This window comes from Kitasatospora sp. NPDC043949, assembly GCF_056435365.1.
The window spans coordinates 93727-111194 of the sequence record NZ_JBWKEQ010000020.1; the positions used below are offsets into that span (position 1 = coordinate 93727).

The 17468-nt window shown below is 75.0% G+C and carries 19 protein-coding genes; 17 read left to right on the top strand and 2 right to left on the bottom strand.

Annotation, left to right across the window (positions count from 1 at the left end; all coding sequences use genetic code 11):
- Positions 1-4: 4 nt before the first annotated feature.
- The 6 genes from AC07AL_RS18650 to AC07AL_RS18675 are packed head-to-tail and all read left to right on the top strand — an operon-like array spanning position 5 to position 7101.
- A complete protein-coding gene (locus AC07AL_RS18650) occupies positions 5-1318 on the top strand; it encodes an O-antigen ligase family protein (protein WP_363580613.1) in 1314 nt (437 codons plus the stop codon).
- Positions 1315-3051, top strand: a complete 1737-nt coding sequence (locus AC07AL_RS18655; RefSeq protein WP_363580615.1) for a lipid II flippase MurJ — start codon at positions 1315-1317, stop codon at positions 3049-3051. The genes AC07AL_RS18650 and AC07AL_RS18655 overlap by 4 nt, the downstream gene beginning before the upstream one ends.
- The gene (locus tag AC07AL_RS18660; protein WP_363580617.1) at positions 3041-3955 is read left to right on the top strand and encodes a polysaccharide deacetylase family protein; all 915 of its coding nucleotides are present in this window, start codon (positions 3041-3043) and stop codon (positions 3953-3955) included. The genes AC07AL_RS18655 and AC07AL_RS18660 overlap by 11 nt, the downstream gene beginning before the upstream one ends.
- Positions 3952-5067, top strand: coding sequence for a glycosyltransferase (locus AC07AL_RS18665; RefSeq protein WP_400807570.1), 1116 nt, complete (start codon positions 3952-3954; stop codon positions 5065-5067). The genes AC07AL_RS18660 and AC07AL_RS18665 overlap by 4 nt, the downstream gene beginning before the upstream one ends.
- Positions 5068-5116: 49 nt before the next feature.
- Positions 5117-5944: a Wzz/FepE/Etk N-terminal domain-containing protein gene (locus AC07AL_RS18670; RefSeq protein ID WP_400807573.1), complete on the top strand. Its 828-nt coding sequence runs from the start codon at positions 5117-5119 to the stop codon at positions 5942-5944.
- Entirely contained in the window at positions 5941-7101 is a 1161-nt protein-coding gene (locus AC07AL_RS18675; protein WP_363580623.1) for a GNAT family N-acetyltransferase, read from the top strand. Before AC07AL_RS18670 ends, AC07AL_RS18675 begins: the two co-directional genes overlap by 4 nt.
- 16 nt (positions 7102-7117) lie before the next feature.
- Here the strand turns inward: AC07AL_RS18675 and AC07AL_RS18680 are convergent, their stop codons facing one another.
- On the bottom strand, positions 7118-8365 hold the full coding sequence (locus AC07AL_RS18680) for a glycoside hydrolase family 26 protein (protein ID WP_478317811.1): 1248 nt from the start codon (positions 8363-8365) through the stop codon (positions 7118-7120).
- Between the two features lie 360 nt (positions 8366-8725).
- On the opposite strand from AC07AL_RS18680, the gene AC07AL_RS18685 reads away from it, so the two are divergent.
- The 9 genes from AC07AL_RS18685 (at position 8726) to AC07AL_RS18725 (ending at position 15682) form a co-directional block, all read left to right on the top strand.
- Positions 8726-9751: a hypothetical protein gene (locus tag AC07AL_RS18685; RefSeq protein WP_478317812.1), complete on the top strand. Its 1026-nt coding sequence runs from the start codon at positions 8726-8728 to the stop codon at positions 9749-9751.
- 205 nt (positions 9752-9956) lie between these two features.
- On the top strand, positions 9957-11555 hold the full coding sequence (abc-f, locus tag AC07AL_RS18690; protein WP_363580629.1) for a ribosomal protection-like ABC-F family protein: 1599 nt from the start codon (positions 9957-9959) through the stop codon (positions 11553-11555).
- 327 nt (positions 11556-11882) lie between these two features.
- Complete coding sequence (locus AC07AL_RS18695) at positions 11883-12116, top strand: helix-turn-helix domain-containing protein (RefSeq protein ID WP_030059940.1); 234 nt, start codon at positions 11883-11885, stop codon at positions 12114-12116.
- A gap of 232 nt (positions 12117-12348) precedes the next feature.
- Positions 12349-13155 carry an enoyl-CoA hydratase/isomerase family protein gene (locus AC07AL_RS18700; protein WP_400807579.1) on the top strand — a complete coding sequence of 269 codons (807 nt, stop codon included), beginning with the start codon at positions 12349-12351 and terminating at the stop codon, positions 13153-13155.
- Positions 13156-13353: 198 nt separating this feature from the next.
- Entirely contained in the window at positions 13354-13860 is a 507-nt protein-coding gene (locus AC07AL_RS18705; RefSeq protein ID WP_400986588.1) for an Asp23/Gls24 family envelope stress response protein, read from the top strand.
- Positions 13861-13912: 52 nt separating this feature from the next.
- A complete protein-coding gene (locus AC07AL_RS18710; protein ID WP_063349611.1) occupies positions 13913-14104 on the top strand; it encodes a hypothetical protein in 192 nt (63 codons plus the stop codon).
- Entirely contained in the window at positions 14104-14451 is a 348-nt protein-coding gene (locus AC07AL_RS18715) for an Asp23/Gls24 family envelope stress response protein (RefSeq protein ID WP_400807583.1), read from the top strand. The genes AC07AL_RS18710 and AC07AL_RS18715 overlap by 1 nt, the downstream gene beginning before the upstream one ends.
- Complete coding sequence (locus tag AC07AL_RS18720) at positions 14448-15044, top strand: DUF6286 domain-containing protein (protein ID WP_400807585.1); 597 nt, start codon at positions 14448-14450, stop codon at positions 15042-15044. Before AC07AL_RS18715 ends, AC07AL_RS18720 begins: the two co-directional genes overlap by 4 nt.
- The gene (locus AC07AL_RS18725; RefSeq protein ID WP_363580639.1) at positions 15041-15682 is read left to right on the top strand and encodes an alkaline shock response membrane anchor protein AmaP; all 642 of its coding nucleotides are present in this window, start codon (positions 15041-15043) and stop codon (positions 15680-15682) included. Before AC07AL_RS18720 ends, AC07AL_RS18725 begins: the two co-directional genes overlap by 4 nt.
- A 42-nt stretch (positions 15683-15724) precedes the next feature.
- Here AC07AL_RS18725 and AC07AL_RS18730 read toward each other — a convergent pair whose 3' ends face one another.
- Positions 15725-16495 (bottom strand): SDR family oxidoreductase, encoded by a 771-nt coding sequence (locus AC07AL_RS18730; RefSeq protein ID WP_363580641.1) that lies wholly within the window; start codon positions 16493-16495, stop codon positions 15725-15727.
- A gap of 191 nt (positions 16496-16686) precedes the next feature.
- Between AC07AL_RS18730 and AC07AL_RS18735 the strand changes: the two genes are divergently transcribed.
- Together AC07AL_RS18735 and trxA are read left to right on the top strand one after the other, a co-directional pair.
- On the top strand, positions 16687-17112 hold the full coding sequence (locus AC07AL_RS18735; RefSeq protein ID WP_350880255.1) for a MerR family transcriptional regulator: 426 nt from the start codon (positions 16687-16689) through the stop codon (positions 17110-17112).
- A gap of 3 nt (positions 17113-17115) precedes the next feature.
- Positions 17116-17448 (top strand): thioredoxin, encoded by a 333-nt coding sequence (gene trxA, locus AC07AL_RS18740; protein WP_063349617.1) that lies wholly within the window; start codon positions 17116-17118, stop codon positions 17446-17448.
- The last annotated feature ends 20 nt before the right edge of the window (positions 17449-17468 follow it).

The window sequence follows — 17468 nt, forward strand, 5'->3', positions numbered from 1 at the left end:
CCGCGTGGCCCTGACCCTTCCCGCCGTCCCGCGGCTCGCGTTACGCAAGGCGCTGCCCGCGCTCGCGGACCGGCCCAGCCCGCTCGCCGCGGCGACCGTCCTGCTGGTCTGCGTGCCCACCGGTGAGAAGGACGTCGCCGCCGCCGTCCACGTCACCGCCGCCGACGTGGCCTCGCTGGCCCTGGTCGCCCTCACCGCGCTCAACCTGCTGCGCGGGCGGCTGCCCGCCGTCAGCCGCGCCACCTGCGTGCTGTTCGGCGGCATCGTGGTCGCCGCCGCCGTCGCCACCGTCGGCTCGATCGACCCGGCCACCAGCCTCACCGGCTTCGTCCGGCTCACCCAGGTGTTCGTCCTGGTACCGGCCGGGGTGCTCTGCTCGCTGCGCGACCGCGTCGACCAGCGGCTGGTCCTCGGCTCCTTCGTGCTCGCCGCGCTGATCCAGGGCGTGGTCGGCGCGCACCAGTACCTCACCCGGACCGGCGCCTCCTACACCGGCCAGCCGATCCGGGCCGTCGGCACCTTCGGCGCCCTCGACATCATGGCGATGTCCACGGTCGTCAGCTACGGCCTGCTCGCCGCCCTGGCCCTGGCGCTCGCCGAGCGCCGCCCCGGCGGCGACGTCCGGCTGCGCCGCGCCATGTTCGCGGCCGCCGCCTTCCTGGCCTTCCCGCTCGCCGTCTCGTTCAGCCGCGGCAGCTGGATCGCCACCGCCGCCGCGGCCACCGTGCTGCTGCTGCGCGCTGACGCCCGGCTCGCCGTCCGCGGCGCCGTCCTCGGCCTGGCCGCCGCGGTCGTCCTGGTCGGCGGCCTCGGCCTCGGCGCCTCCGGCGTCACCGAGCGTCTCAGCTCGATCGGTTCCGTCTCCGCCGCCCCCGACCAGTCCGTCTCCGACCGCTACGACCTGTGGTCCACCGCCGGGCGGATCTGGCAGGACCACCCCGTCCACGGCGCTGGCCCCAAGGCCTTCCAGCAACTGCGCGACAGCCACGCCCCGCTGCGGCTCTCCTCCGGCAGCGACGCCGCCGACCCCACCATCGGCTTCCAGCGCGAACCGCTGCTCTCCCCGCACAACATGTACTTCCTGGTGCTCAGCGAGCAGGGTCTGATCGGCATCGTCGCCTACGCCGCGCTCTTCCTCGGTCTGCTGCTCGGCTGCCTGCGCCACTCCCGCGGCCCGGCCCTCGCCGCCCTGGCCCTGCTCACCTGGGTGCTGGTCGACTTCCTGTACGCGGACATCGGTGGCACCACCACCGTGCTGACCTCCGTCGTCCTCGGCCTCGCGGCCCGGGCCTGCGTCGCGGAGGCCGACCCGCGATGACCACCGACCAGCCGGCCCTCGCCTCCGCCGTGCCCGCCCCGCGCGGCGCCGCCGACGGCCCGCCGTCCGGGCCCGACCCGGCCCCCAGGCGCGGCTTCCTCGCCAAGGCCTTCGGCATCACCGCCGTCCTCAGCGCCGCCGGATCCGGCCTCGGCCTGCTGCGCGACCTCCTGCTGGCCCGCTACTTCGGCGCCAACCAGGGCACCGACGCCTTCCTGGTCGCCTGGACCGTCCCGGAGACGGCCGCGCCGCTGCTGATCGAGGACGCCATGTCCTTCCTCATGGTGCCCGCCTTCGCGCTCGCCCTGGTGCTGCGCGAGGAGGACCCGGACGCCCCCGACCCGGTCCGCCAACTGGTCCGCGCCACCCTGCCCTGGCTGCTGCTCGCGCTCAGCGGGCTCGCGCTGGCCGCCGCCCTCGGCGCCCCGCAGCTGGTCGAGCTGCTCGCCCCCGGCCTGGCCAACCCCGGCCTCGCCGTCACCTGCACCCGGATCACCGCGATCACCGTGCTGCCGTTCGGCGTGGCCGGCTACCTCGCCGCCGCGCTGCGCGCCCACCACCGCTTCACCGCGCCGGCCGGCATCTACGTCGCCTACAACGTCGGCATCCTCGCCGTGCTGCTCGGCTGCCAGTCCTTCCTGGGCGTGCGCTCCGCCGCCCTGGGCGTCGCGCTCGGCAGCCTGCTGATGGCCGGCCTGCTGGTCGCCCCGTTCCTGCGCCGGCTGCGCCAGGGTGCGGGCCCGGGATCGCACCCCGGCGCGGGCCGCGCCGGCCGCTCCCGCAAGGCGCTGGTGCTGATGCCGTTCGCCCTGCTGCCGGTGGCCGCGTTCACCCTGACCCGCCAGTCGCAGGTCTTCGTCGAGCGCTACCTCGGCTCGGCGCTGCCGCCCGGTACCATCTCGCACCTCAACTACGCCGCCAAGGTCTCCCAACTGGCCATGACGGCCGGCATCCTGATCTGCACCGTCACCTTCCCGCTGGTCGCCCGGGCGCTGGCGGCCGGGGACCTCGCCGCCGCCCGGGACCGGGTCGAGAAGGACCTCGGCCAGGCCGCGGCGGTCGTCCTGGGCGGCACCGCCTTCCTGATGGCCTGCGCCCCCTCGGTGGTCTCGCTGCTCTTCCAGCGCGGCGCCTTCGGCCCGCAGGACACCGCCGCCACCGCCGCCGTCATCCGGGTCTACAGTTTCGGCCTGCCCGCCCAGGCGCTGATCGGCGTGATGATCCGCCCGTACTTCTCGCTGCGCCCGGTGGTCCGCCGGGCCGACGATCCGGGCACCGAGGACGGCGGCCGTCGGCTGCTGGACTGGTTCCCGGTCGCCGCGATGCTGCTCGGCCTCGGCGTCACCGTCGTGGTCAGCCTGCTCGCCACCCCCCGCTTCGGCGCTCTCGGGCTCGCCGCCGGGAACGCGGCCGGCATCACCGCCACCGCCGCACTGCTGCTGCACGGCCTGGTGCTGCGCGGCATCCCGCTGCGGCTGCGCCGGGTGCTCGGCGGCCACGCCCGGCTGGTGGCCGCCGCCGGCGGCGCCACCGCCCTCGGCGCCGCCGTCGCCGGGCTGGCCGCCGGCCCCCTGCTCTCCACCCTCCTCGGGGGCCTCACCGTGGCGCTGGCCTTCGCCGTCCTCGGCACCGGCCTCGGCGCGCGTGAGGTGCGCGGTCCGGTCCTCGCCGTGGCCCGGGCCCTGAACCCGCCAACCGTCGCCGATGAAGGGAAGCTTCCCCATGGACAATGAACGGGGAACCGTCCGTTCGGCCCAGGCGGGCGTCCGCCGCCAGGCCGTACCGGCCGCAGCCGCACCACGTGGCGACCTCCCGTACACCGACCCCGCCGGGCCGAAGGCGCAGCTGCCCAGGAGCCGCCGCCCGCTCGGCGAACCGTCCGGCCCCGGTTCCTCCTCGCCGTGGATCCTGATGTACCACTCGGTGGCGGTCGAGAAGGAGGACCCGTACCAGCTGACCGTCAGCCCCGAGCGGTTCGCCGAGCAGGTCGCCTGGCTGCACCGGCGCGGGCGGCGCGGCGTCTCCGTGCGCGAGCTGATGCGGGCCCGGGCCGTCGGCCGGGACGGCGGACTGGTCGGGCTGAGCTTCGACGACGGCTACGCGGACTTCGCGCGCCACGCCGTGCCGATCCTCCAGGCGTACGGCTTCACCGCCACCGCGTACGTGGTCGCCGACCTGCTCGGCCAGGACAACGGCTGGGACGCGAAGGGGCCGCGCAAGCAGCTGCTCACCGTCCAGGAGGTCACCGAACTCGCCGCCGCCGGTTGGGAGATCGGCTCGCACGGCCTCGGCCACCAGGCGCTGCCCGGCCTGCCGGCCGATGTCCTGGCGGTGCAGACCCGGGAGAGCCGGCGCCTCCTGGAGGAGGTGGTCGGCGGCCCGGTCACCGGCTTCTGCTATCCGTACGGCGCCGTCGACCTGCCCGCCACCGAGGCCGTGCGCGACGCCGGCTACGACTACGCCTGCGCCATCGCGCACTCCCCGCTCACCGGCCGCTTCGCGCTGCCCCGCTGCTACGTCGGCGACCGCGACGGCGCCTGGCGGCTGCGCGCCAAACGTGGCCGGCAGCGGCTGCGCGACGCCGTCACCGAGCTGCGCCGAAGCCCCCTGGCCGCCCGGCGGGGGGCCCGGCCGTGAGGGTCCTGCACATCGTCACCGGCCTCGCCTCGGGCGGCGCCGAGCGCCAACTCCACCTGCTGCTGAGGCACTTGCCCGCACACCAGCAGTGCGAGGTGGTCGCACTGACCAACCCCGGCACGGTCGCCGCCGCGCTGCGCGCCGACGGGGTGACCGTCCACCACCTCGGCATGCGCGGCAACCGCGACCTGGGCGCGCTGCCCCGGCTGGTCCGGCTGGTCCGCTCCGGCCGCTACGACCTGGTGCACACCCACCTGTACCGGGCGCAGCTGTACGGCCGGCTGGCGGCCCGGCTCGCCGGGGTCCGCACGGTGGTCTCCACCGAGCACTCGCTGCACGCCGGGGTGATCGAGGGCCGCCCGGTCACCCGCGGCGTCAAGGGCCTCTACCTGGCGGCCGAGCGACTCGGCAGCACCACCGTCGCGGTCTCCCGGCAGGTCGCTCAGACGCTGCACTCCTGGGGCGTCCCACCGGCCCGGGTCGAGCTGATCCCCAACGGCATCGACTCCGCCCGCTACCGCCGCCCGGCCGCAGACCGGGCCGCCACCCGCCGCCGGCTGCGGGCCGAACTCGGCCTTCCGGAGGGGAGCTGGGTGGTCGGCGGAGTCGGCCGGCTGGTCCCCGGCAAGCGCTTCGAGGTGCTGCTGGAGGCCCTCGCCGCTCTCGACCCGGCCGCCCGGCTGGTGCTGGTCGGCGCGGGCCCGGAGCGCGCCGCGCTGGAGCACCGGGCCGCCGAACTCGGCGTCTGGGAAAGGCTGGTGCTCACCGGCGAGCGCGACGACGTGCCCGACCTGCTGACCGCCCTGGACGTGCTGGCCGCCCCCTCCACCGCGGAGACCTTCGGCCTCGGCATCCTGGAGGGCCTCGCGGCCGGCCTGCCGGTGCGGCACAGCGCCTGCCCGGCGCTCGACGAACTGCCGCCCAGCGCCGCCCCGCAGGCCCGCCGGATCCCGTCCGAGGGCGCCGCGTACGCCGCCGCGCTGCGCGACCTGCGGCACCTGAACGACCACAACTCCGATCCGCTGCCGCACCCCCCGGCGGTCGGCCACTACGACATCGCCCGGGTCGCCGCAGACCTGGGCGCCCTCTACGACCGGCTGGCCCGCGCTTGACCGCCCGCCGCCGCCGGAACCGCCGTCACATACCCAAGGAGTCACACCCATGACCACACCGCGCCGAAGGGCCCGCCACCTGGTCCGCCGCTGGTGGCCGGTGGCGCTCGCGGTGCCGCTGGGCGCCGCGGCCGGCGCCGGGTACGCCGTCGTCTCGCACCCCTCGTACGCCGCCAGCGCCTACGTCCTCGTGGTGCCGCAGAACCCGGGGGAGGCCGCCACCGCGACCAACTTCGCCCAGGCGTACGGGCGGTTGGCGGGCCAGCCGCAGGTGCTCGCGGTGGCGGCCGCCGAGACCGGCCACACCCGTGCCGAGCTGGAGTCCCTGGTGCACGGGACCACCTCCCCGGACGCCCCGATGATCGAGATCACCGGCACCGGGACGCGCCCCCAGGAGGCGGCCCAGACCGCCGACGCGGTGGCCCGCTCGTTGGTCTCCTTCGCGAACACCAGCAGCAGGGACACCAGCGTCCGGCTGGTGACGCTGGCCCCGGCCGCCGAGCCGGACAAGCCGACCACCCCGTCCGCCACGCTGGACGTCGCGGTCGGTGGCGCGGCCGGGCTGCTGGTGGGGGCCCTGGTGATGATGACCCGCCGCCGGGGCGAGGCCGCCCTGCCGGAGGCCGCCGAGCCCGCCGAGGCCGCCGGGGCCCCGGTGGAGCCGACGACGCCGGCCACCCCCCGCCCGCGCGGCGAGGAGCCGCCCGCCGCCGACCAGGCCGGCAAGACCGGCCAGGCGGAGGAGACCGAGAAGGCCGGGAAGGCGGAAGAGAAGCCCGAGAAGGCGGAAGAGAAGCCCGGGAAGGCCGCTGCCGCGAAGAAGAGCGCCGAGGAGCCCCCGGCCAAGGAGAAGGCCGCGGCCGGGAGCGGGCGATGAGCACTGAGACCCGGCACGCCGGCCTCCCCGCCCAGCCGGCTGCGCCGGGCTGGACCACCGAGCTGCGCCGTGAGGACGACGCTCTGGACACCCTCGCCGAGGAGTGGGACGACCTGGCCGCCCGCTGCCGGACCGCCACCTTCTTCCAGGCCGCCGACTGGCAGCGCTCCTGGTGGCGCCACTACGGCAGCCCGGGCAGCCTGCTGGTGGTGCTCGTCCGTCGGGACGGCCTGCTGGTCGGCGCGGGTGCCTTCAGACGCCGCGGCGGCCCGCTCGGTGGGCTGACCGCCCTGGGCGCCGGGCTGGTCGACTACTCCGACGTGCTGCTCGACGACGACTGCGCCGACCGGGCCGCCGCCGAGTTCGCCGCCGCCCTCCCGCTCACCCGCCCGTGGCACTCCCTGGAGCTGCGCGAGGTGCACCCCGAGGCGGCGGTGCAGCGGGTGTACGAGCACTGGCACGGCCGACGCCGCCGCTACCAGGACTCGCTCTGCCAGTACCTGCCGGCCGTCCCGATGGACCGGCTGCTGAAGCGGGTGCCCGGCAAGACCGCGCAGCGCAGCCGGGTGAAGCTGCGCAAGATCGCCGAGGCCGGGGTGCAGGTCAGCTCGACGCCGGCGGCCGAGGTGCCGGCGGCGCTGGAGGGCCTGCTGCGGCTGCACTTCCTGCAGTGGCAGGAGCGCGGCGTCACCCCGGAGCACCGCACCGAGCGCTTCGCCCGCCACCTGACCGAGTCCACCGTCGGCCTGGTCGCCACCGGCAGGGCGGCCGTCCACCAGTTCCGGCTGAACGGCGAACTGGTCGCGGTGAACCTGCTGCTGCTCTGCCCCTCCTTCGGCGGCCTGTACATGTACGGCGCGCACCCGGTGCTGCGCGAGCGGCTGGACATCGCCGGGCTGCTGTTCAGCGCCGCCCTGGACGAGACGGTCGGCGCGGGCGTCCCGCTGCTCGGCCTGCTGCGCGGCCAGGAGCCGTACAAGCAGCGCTGGCGGCCGGACCAGCTGTCCAACCAGCGCCTGCTGTTCGGTCCGCCCGGGCCGGCGCCGGCGGCCGTCGCCCGGTCCGGCGCGGTGCGCGTCCGCCAGCAGGCGGCGCACGTGCTGCGGACCCGCTTCCCGCGGCTCAAGGAGGCCCTGCTGGCCCGCCGCCGCGGCTGACCGCCCCCGCCCGGGCTCAGCGGCGGGCGGGCGTCCGGGCCGCCGACGGGCTCGCGGACGGGCTCGCCGAGGGGCTTGCCGACGTGGTGGCCGAGGGGCCCGGCGACGGGCTCGCGGACGGGCCGGGCACCACGCTCGGGGCCCCGGGCACGGCCGAGGGCGTGGGCGGGCGCGGCGGGACGATCGGCGGGACGGGGGCCTGGGGCGCCGTCGGCACCACCGCCGGCGCCCCCTTCGACCCGGACATCAGCTGCTTGAACCGGGCGGCGGAGCGCGGGTTGCGGTCGCACTCGAAGAAGCCGTGCGGGCAGTAGTCGGTGACGGTCTGGTAGGCGGTGTCGTGGGTGCGCATCCACTCGACCATCCGCTGCACGAACTCCGGGTTGTCGCCGTTGCGGAACAGCCCCCACTCCGGGTAGGAGACCGGCTTGCCGCGCTTGGCGGCGAACTCCACCTGGTCCTGAAGCCCGTACGGCTCGCGCACGTAGTCGTCGAAGGTGCCCCCGGCGGGCTGGTCGTAGTTGTCCATGCCGATGATGTCGACCACGTCGTCGCCGGGGTAGCACTTGGTCCACGGGATGGCGTCCAGGCCCCGGTTCGGGGTGAAGTCGAAGCGGAACCGCTGCCCCGGCACCGAGCGCATCACGCCGACGATCCGTCGCCAGTACGCCTTCCACGCGGACGGGTCGGGCTTGCAGCGGTGCGTGTAGGTGACGCCGTTCATCTCCCAGCCGAGCGTGAGCACGGTGTCCGCGCCGCCGAGGGACACCAGCCGGTGGGCGAGCCGCAGGAAGTGCCGGTCGAAGTCCCCGCGCGCGCCCTGGGCGAGCAGCTTGGCGACCTCGCCGTCCGGCACGTTCGCCTCGTTGGGCACCAGCATCGGCACGCCGAGGACGAGCGTCCGGGACGGGTCGGCCAGCCGCCACTGCGACCACATGCCGAGCACCATCAGCTCGCCCTCGACGTCGGCCCAGCTGTTGCCCGCCAGGTAGGTGTGGCCGACTTGCAGGTTGGCGTCGCCCAGCCACTGCGCGTACCGGCCGATCTGCGGGATGTAGTCGTCCCAGGAACCGACGAAGGCGCCGAACGGCGGCTCGTGCTTGGGCCGCTGGACGGGCGGGCGGGGGGCGGCGCCGCGCGGCTCGAAGGCGTCCGAGGAGAGGGTGTGCCGTTCGGTCTGGCTGAGCGGCGACCCGGCCGGGACGCTGGCCGTGGCCATCAGCAGCAGGGCGGCGGCGGCCAGCGTCAGGCGGCCGATTCGCATGGTCTCTCCTCCGGGCGTCGCGGGGCGGGGGCGCGCTGGACGGACCGTGGCGCTCCGCTCGCCGACAGTAGGCCCGGCGGGCGTCGGAAAAGCCGAATGTCACCCTAAAGTGGGCGGTATTCGAACGCCGTCTGCCGCAACGCCCGGCCGGGCCTCGCCGCGTGTATCAGCTCTGTAACGGTCCGGCCGGGCCCCGGCGCCGGGCCCCGGAGCGGGCGGCGGCCCGGCCTCGGCACCGACGGTGCAGGTGGGCGGGCGGGTGCGCGGGGAGGGCGCGCGCGGCCGGACGCGCGGTCCGAGGGGTGGGGCGGGGGCGATTCCAGGCTGACTCGCGTGCCCGGTGAAAGGTACGCTCCGGCCGTGTCCTGGAAGCCGCTGCGTGTACTGACCCCCCGCTCGATCCTGCCTGCCCTGGCGGTGATGCTGGTCCTTGCGGCCGGTGCGGCGGCGCACGCCAACAAGCCGGTGCCGTTCGGCGACCGGGTGGCGGGGCCGGGCGAGGCGGAGGCCACGCCGGTCAGCACGCAGTCGCTGAGCACGGCCGACCTGGATCTGAAGGTCGGCCCCGGACTGGAGGCCTTCCACCGGCAGAGCGGCGAGCAGGCCTGGTCCTACCGCCGCGAGGGCGCCACCGCGCTGTACCTGTCGATGGCGGGGGACAACGCCATCGTGGTCTGGGACGACGGCCTGGTCACCTCGGTGCGCCCGGGCGACCACGAGGTGCGCTGGCACCGGGCGGTGCCCGGCCTGGCGGACTGGCTGCGCGGCGACGGCGAGCCCGGCGCCGACAAGCGCACCGACGCGCAGCGCAAGGAGCTGGCCCAGGAGCGGGCCGCGGCGGCCCTGCACACCGTCCCGCAGGGCGGCTCCGCCTGGGTGGCCGTGGTGACCCCGAACCTGACCATGGGCCTGCGCGACGCCGACGGTGACCTGCGCTACAACTCCAAGCCGCCCGGCAGCTGCGTCTACGACCCGCTGCGCACGGTCGGCACCGAGTACGCCGTGCTCGTCCCGCGCAGCTGCACCAACAGCGCCGGGCAGGCCGTCTCCGGCGGCATCAACGGGTACCGGCTGGACAGCACCGGCTGGCAGCTGAACACCGGCCCGAGCGCCTCGGTCAAGGCGCTGGACGGCAGCCGGGTGCTGATCACCGACGGCCCGATCGTTCCGGCCCGGGTGTTCGACACCAAGGCGGCCGCCCCCGAGGCGGCCTGCGGCAGCCCGTCCGCGCCGTTCGCGGCGGTCCGTCCGCAGGGCGGCTGCACCGACCCGGCGGCGAGCCCGGCCCAGGACGCCCCGGTGGGTCAGGACGCCCCGGTGGGCGACCAGGTGCCCATGCAGCCCCAGGCGCAGCAGCCTCAGCAGCCCCAGCAGTCCCAGCAGTAACGCCGCCCGCCGGTACCCCTGGGCGGTAGCCCCGGGGGTTTCCGCGCGGCCCGGTAGACTTGCCGTCATGGCTGACTTCTCCGGGCAATAGCGGGCGCGCGGCACCGCCTCGTGCGCTGTGCCGACCACCGACGACGCCCCTTCCCGCTGCCCGGCCCCAGGCCCCGTCCGGCCGCCCGCCCACGTCCCAGGAGTAGTTTCCGCCATGATTTCCGCCAACGCCCTTGAGCTGCGCGCCGGTGCCCGAATCCTGATCGAGTCCGCGAACTTCAAGGTCGCCGCCGGCGACCGGATCGGCCTGGTCGGGCGCAACGGCGCCGGCAAGACCACGCTGACCAAGGTGCTGGCCGGCGAGGGCATGCCGGCCTCGGGCACGGTGACCCGCTCCGGTGAGGTCGGCTACCTCCCGCAGGACCCGCGCACCGGCGACCTGGACGTCCTCGCCAAGGACCGCATCCTCTCCGCCCGCGGCCTCGACACCGTGCTCAAGAAGATGCGCGAGAACGAGGACCGGATGGCCAACGGCCAGGGCGCCACCCGGGACAACGCGATGAAGAAGTACGCGCGCCTGGAGACCGAGTTCCTCACCAAGGGCGGGTACGCTGCTGAGGCCGAGGCCGCCACCATCGCGGCCGCCCTGGGCCTGCCGGACCGCATCCTGAACCAGGAGCTGCACACCCTCTCCGGTGGTCAGCGCCGCCGCGTCGAGCTGGCCCGGATCCTGTTCTCGGACTCCGACGTGCTGCTGCTCGACGAGCCCACCAACCACCTCGACGCCGACTCGATCGTCTGGCTGCGGGACTTCCTGAAGACCTACAAGGGTGGCTTCATCGTCATCTCGCACGACGTCGAGCTGGTCGAGACGGTCGTCAACAAGGTCTTCTACCTGGACGCCAACCGCTCCGCCATCGACGTCTACAACATGGGCTGGAAGCAGTACCAGCAGCAGCGTGAGGACGACGAGAAGCGCCGCAAGCGCGAGCGGGCCAACGCCGAGAAGAAGGCCGCGACCCTCAACTCCCAGGCCGACAAGATGCGGGCCAAGGCGACCAAGACGGTGGCCGCGCAGAACATGGCCCGCCGTGCCGAGAAGCTGCTCTCCGGCCTGGAGCAGGTGCGCCAGAACGACAAGGTCGCCAAGCTGCGCTTCCCGGACCCGGCGCCCTGCGGCAAGACCCCGCTGACGGCCAGCGGGCTCTCCAAGTCCTACGGTTCGCTGGAGATCTTCACCGACGTCGGCCTGGCCATCGACCGCGGTTCGCGGGTCGTCATCCTCGGCTTCAACGGCGCGGGCAAGACCACCCTGCTGCGGATGCTCGCCGGGGTGGAGCAGCCGGACACCGGCGAGGTGATCCCGGGCCACGGCCTGAAGATCGGCTACTACGCCCAGGAGCACGAGACCCTGGACCCGGACCGCACGGTGCTGGAGAACATGCGTTCCTCCGCGCCGGACACCGACCTGGTGCAGATCCGCAAGATCCTCGGTTCCTTCCTGTTCTCCGGCGACGACGTCGACAAGCCGGCCGGGGTGCTCTCCGGCGGTGAGAAGACCCGGCTCGCGCTGGCCTCGCTGGTGGTCTCCAGCGCCAACGTGCTGCTGCTCGACGAGCCCACCAACAACCTCGACCCGGCCAGCCGCGAGGAGATCCTCGGCGCACTGCGGGAGTTCTCCGGCGCGGTCGTGCTGGTCACCCACGACGAGGGCGCCGTGGAGGCGCTCCAGCCGGAGCGGATCATCCTGCTGCCGGACGGGGTCGAGGACCTCTGGAGCCCGGCGTACGCCGATCTGGTCTCGCTGGCCTGACCGGGTGTAGACGCGATCTCCGCTTTTAGGACCAGAAAAACTAGTACTTACGGCGTGTCCGGGAATGAAGAAAGCCTGGATTCCGTTTAAGGACTTCCTGTCGGCCCGCCACTCGATCGTGGTCGGGCCGACACTGCTGATCAGCCCTTTCTCGGCGGATGGCGGAATCCGCCCGGGGGCGCGCACTCTACGTGAGCGCCCTGATGCGCTCGGATCACCACCGCAGGACCACGCATTCCCGACATCGACCTTGCCGAATGGGTGGCCAGGACGCGGTGGATGGGTGATCATGGGAATCTGACCGAGCAACGCTACGAGGAGGCACGGGTGGCCGAGACTCTGAAAAAGGGCAGCCGGGTGACCGGTGCCGCGCGTGAGAAGCTCGCGGCCGATCTCAAGAAGAAGTACGACTCCGGGGCGAGCATTCGCGCTCTCGCGGAGGAGACCGGTCGTTCGTACGGCTTTGTGCACCGGATGCTGAGCGAGTCCGGAGTCATTCTCCGGGGCCGCGGTGGTGCCACGCGTGGCAAGAACAAGGCGACCGCCGGGGCCGGTTCCTGACGGTCCGTCAGCTCATGGCTGAATGGCGCGGCGGCAGGGCGCCGACCGGGGAGACGAGAACCGATCGTCCGCCCTCGGGTCGAGTGGACCGGCCGCCGATCGTCATGTCCGGGGTGTCGTCCGCCCCCGGGCGCGCTCCTTCCGTCGATCTTTCCGGGCCAGCGCCCTGCCGGCGCGCGCCCAGGTTTGTTACTCTCCGGTAGCCAAGCCCCTCGCCACCGGAGGTCCCCGCATGACCGCCCCCGTCACCGACCCGCAGGCCCCGAGCTGGGAGCAGGACGGCGTCCGCCTGGAGATCGACGGCGAGCTCGCCGTCGTCACCCTGTGTCAGCCCAAGCGGCGCAACGCCCAGTCGCCCGCCCTGTGGCGCGCCCTCGCCGCCGCGGGCCGTGACCTGCCCGGCGGCGTCCGGGTGGTCCTGCTGCGTGCGGAGGGCGTCTCCTTCTCGGCGGGCCTGGACCGGGCCATGTTCACCCCCGAGGGCATCCCCGGCGAGCCCACCTTCCTCCAGCTCGCCGGCGCCCCCGACCAGGAGCTCGACGACACCATCGCCTCCTACCAGCAGGCCTTCACCTGGTGGCGCCGCCCCGACCTGGTCTCCATCGCCGCCGTCCAGGGCCATGCCGTCGGCGCCGGCTTCCAGCTCGCCCTCGGCTGTGACCTGCGCGTCGTCGCCGACGACGTCCAGTTCGCCATGAAGGAGACCTCGCTCGGCCTCGTCCCCGACCTGGCCGGCACCAAGCCGCTCACCGAACTCGTCGGCTACGCGCGGGCGCTGGAGATCTGCGTCACCGGCCGCTGGGTCGGCGCCGAGGAGGCCGCCGCCATCGGGCTGGCCAACCTGGCCGTCCCCGGTGCGGAACTGGACGCCGCCGCCCGCGACCTCGCCGCCGCCCTGCTGGGCGCGCCGCGCAACGCCGTCATCGAGACCAAGGCCCTGCTCCAGGGCGCCGCCGGCCGCTCCTTCGACGAGCAGCGCTCGGCCGAACGGGCGGCGCAGGCCCGCCGCCTGCGGGACCTCGCCGGGATCGGCGACTAGCCAGGCTGCGTCGTGTGAACGGGCCCGGCCCGGGGAGTGCTCCCCGGGCCGGGCCCTCGGCGTTCCGGAGGCATCCCGGTGGCCCTCCCGGCGGGCGCGGAACGTGGCGAAATGTCAGAGTTATGGGGATTTGCGATATAGCTGGAGCCGTACGACGGGAGATGCGCCCCCATGCCTGACACTCCGACCCCCGCCACCATGCACAAGAACCCCGGCCACGCCGCGGCCGCCGGCTCCGCCGCCCACGCGCCGTCCTCGGCCTCCGCCGCGACCGACGCCGGCAAGCCGACCGGCGAGCGCGGTCGCACGGCGCTGGCCGTCGGCGTGGTCGAGAAGATCGCCGGGATGGCCGCCCGCGAGGTCAACGGCATCCACGCCCTCGGCTCTGGCCTCGCCCGCACCTTCGGCGCGATGCGCGACCGGGTGCCGGGCGGCAAGTCCGGCGTCGGGCGCGGCATCAAGGCCGAGGTCGGCGAGAAGCAGACCGCCATCGACATCGCCCTGGTCGTCGAGTACGGCGTGGTCATCCCCGAACTCGCCCGGCAGGTACGGGAGAACATTATCGACGCGGTCGAGCGGATGACCGGCCTGGAAGTCGTCGAGGTCAACATCGCGGTCAACGACGTCCACCTCCCCGACGAGCCGGACGTCGAGGAGGAGGAAGAGGAGACGGTCGTCGCGGGGCAGCGGCCCAAACTCAAGTAGCGAGCCCACGAAGCGCCCGGCGGCGGGCGGCAGCGAGGACGAGGAGTAGCGGATGAACCTGGCCATCGTCGGCCTGGTGGTGGGCATGGCCCTCGGCTTCGCCGGGTACTTCGGCGGTTTCGCGGCGTTCCTGCTGGTCGCCGCGCTCGGGCTGGTCGGCTTCGTGGCCGGCCGCCTGCTGGAGGGAGACATCGAGCTGGGCGACCTCGGCGACCTGCTCCGCGGCCGCGACCGGCGCCGTTGATGACGGCTCCCACCACCAGTGCCCGCCGCGAACCCGCGGCCCGGGGCCGACTCCGGATCGCCGACCGCGTCTACGCCCGCATCGCCGCCCGCGCCGCCCGCGAGGCCCTCGCCGACGCCTGGACCGGCCGCACCGTCAAGGGCGCACCGCCCGCCGTCTCGGTGGCCGTGCCCGGCAGCACCGTGACCGTCCGGGTCGCCGTCGCACTGCCCTTCCCCGCCGACCTCGCGGCGCTCGCCCGGGCCGTCCGCGAACGCGTCGCCGCGCAGGTCGCCGGGTTCACCGGGACCAGGGTGTCCGAGGTGGTCGTCGTCGTGGAGCGGCTGGTGACCGGGGGAGTGTCATGAGTGCGGGGGGCGAACCGGTGCCCGGCGAGGAGGCGACGGCGGCCGGGGACGGGCCCCCGCCGGAGAAGGTGCGGCGGCCGCGGGCGCCGCGGGCCGTCGTCGCGGCGCTCGTCGCCACCGTGCTGCTGGTGCTCGCGGGCGCGCTGCTGTACGACGTGGTCGCCGTCCGCGCCGGGTACCCGACCCGCCGGTGGCGCGCCCGGATCGCCGACGAACTGGCCACCCGTCACCTCGACGACCTGTGGGTGCTGGTGGGTGCCGGCACCGCCGTCCTCCTCGGCGGGGTGCTGCTCTGGCTGGCCCTCGCCCCCGGTCTCGGCCGCTGGCTCCCGCTGCGCCCGCACGGCGACACCGGCGCCGCCATCGACCGGGCCGGCATCGGGCACCTGCTCGCCGACCGCGCCGCCGGACTCCAGGGCATCGACGAGCTGCGGATCCGGATCAGCCGCCGGCGCGTCCGGGTCACCCTCATTGGGGCGGCGGACCCGGTGTCGGTCCAGTGCCAACTGCGGGACGAGCTGGCGCGGGTGACGCTGGCCCGGCCGCTGCGCCTCGACGTGCGGGCGGGGCCCGGGGTGGGGGCGGCGGGATGAGGCGGACGGGTGTCAACCGGCTGCTGCTGGGGGTGGTCGGGGCGGTGCTGCTGGCCGTCGGCGTGCTGGTGCTGGCCGGCGGGCTCGACCTGTACCGCCGGCTCGGCGCCGACCCGCCGGGCTGGTGGCCGCTCACCTCCCCGGACCAGCCGGTGCTCAGTGCCCGCTCGCGCACCCGCTGGGCGGATTCGACCTGGTGGTGGCCCACCGTCATCGGCGGGCTGGCCGTGGTGATCGCGGGCACCGCCTGGTGGCTGGTGGCGCAGTTGCGGCGCAGCGGCCCGGCCGGCCTCGTCGTGCCGACGCCAGGTGCCACCGGACTCCGGCTGCGGGTCCGCACCCGGGCGCTGGAAGAGGCGCTGGAGAACGGGACGGCCACGCTCCCCGAAGTCGAGCGCGCGGGCGTACGCCTGGTGCGCGCACCTGGGCACCCGCGGTTGCGGGGCGCTGTCCGGCTCACCCCCGGTGGCGATCCGGCGGCCCTGGTGGAGCACTTCGACACCGGCCCGCGAACCGACGCCCGGACCAGCCTGGGCCTCCCGGAACTCCCCGCCGACCTGCGGATCCGGGTCCTCCAGGCCGCCCGGCCCGAGTCGCGACGGCGCCGAGGGCGGCGCAGGCCCCCGCGGGTGGAGTGAACCGGGGGCGGGCGGAGTCGGACGCCCGCCCCCGTGTGCGTTCTAGAGGGGGCGCAGGGCGCCGCCGTCGACGGGGATCATCACACCGGTCAGGTAGGAGGCGGCGGGGGAGAGCAGGAAGGCCGCGACCTTGCCGAACTCCTCGGGGGTGCCGTAGCGGCCGAGCGGGATGGTCGCGGCGGCCTGGGCGCGGGCGCCGTCCGGGTCGCCGCCCAGGGAGTCCAGCTCGCGCACCCGGTCGGTGTCGATCCGGGCCGGGAGCAGGCCCACCACCCGGATGCCGCGCGGGCCGAGTTCGTCGGCGAGGGACTTGGCGGCCATCGCCAGCCCCGGGCGCAGGCCGTTGGAGATGCCCAGGCCGGGGATCGGCTGGCGCACCGAGCCGGAGAGCACGAAGCCGATCACGCCGCCCTCGCCGAGGGCTGCGGCGGCGGCGCGGGCGAGCCGCAGCGCGCCGAGGAAGACCGACTCGAACGCGTCGCGCCAGGCCTCCTCGGGGGCGGTGGCCACCGGGCCGGCCTGGGGGCCGCCGACGCTGATCAGCACGCCGTCGAGCCGGCCGAAGCGCCCGGTCGCCTCGGCGATCAGCCGTTCGGCGGTCGCCGGGTCGGCGTTGTCGGCGGCCAGGCCGTGGGCCGTCCCGGCGCCGCCGATGGCGTCCAGCTCGGCGACGGCGGCGGCCACGGACTCCTTGCCGCGCCCGCTGACCAGCACCCGGGCTCCGTCGGCGGCCAGCTCCCGGGCGGCGGCGAAGCCGAGGCCCCGGGTGGCGCCGGTGGCCACGTACACCTTGTCCTTCAGTCCAAGATCCATGGGGCCATCCTGCCGGGTGGCGGGCGCGAGGGGGAGGGCTGGGGGCGGGTGGCGGGGTGGCGTGGCGCCGGGGGCGGTGGAGGGAGCAGGGGTGAGGTGGGGCCGGGGGCGGGCTGGCGTTGACGTCCGGGTCAAGGTCTACCGTCGGTCCCGGCGGCGTGCGGAGGCGGGCCGGGAGAGCGGGTGCGGGGATGCGGATCGGGGAGCTGGCGGAGCGGGCGGGGACGACCACCCGGGCGCTGCGGTACTACGAGCAGCTCGGCCTGCTGCCGGCCCGCCGGGCGGGCAACGGCTACCGGGCGTACGACGAGGAGGACCTGCGGCTGCTGCGGCAGATCCGGACGCTGCAGGACTTCGGGTTCGGCCTGGAGGAGACCCGCCCGTTCGTGGAGTGCCTCCAGGCGGGCCACCCCGAGGGCGACTCCTGCCCGGCCTCGCTGGAGGTGTACCGGCGCAAGCTCGCCGAACTGGACGAGTGCATCGCCCGGCTCCAGGACGTCCGGGCCCGGGTGGCCGGGCAGTTCGACCGGGCGGTACGGGCCCGGGACGGGCTGGCGGCCGAGCCCTCCGGACAGCCGCCGCGCTGTGAACTGGCGAACGAATGGGCGAAGGAGTAGACGATGGTGCAGATCCCAGGGGTGCCCGCGGTGACGGACGACACGTTCGCCGCGGAGGTGCTGGCGGCCGAAGGTCCGGTGCTGGTGGACTTCACGGCGGACTGGTGCCCGCCGTGCCGGATGATGGCGCCGGTGCTGGCGGACGTCGCCCGCGAGGAGGCGCACCGGCTGCGGGTGGTCAGCGTGGACGTGGACCGCAATCCGCGCACCCAGGCCGCGTACGGGGTGCTGTCGATGCCGACGCTGATGGTGTTCCGCGGCGGCGAGCCGGTGCGCTCGGTGGTCGGAGCCCGGGCCAAGGCGCGGCTGCTGCGCGAGCTGGAGGACGTGCTGTAGGCGGTTCTCCGGGGCGTTTG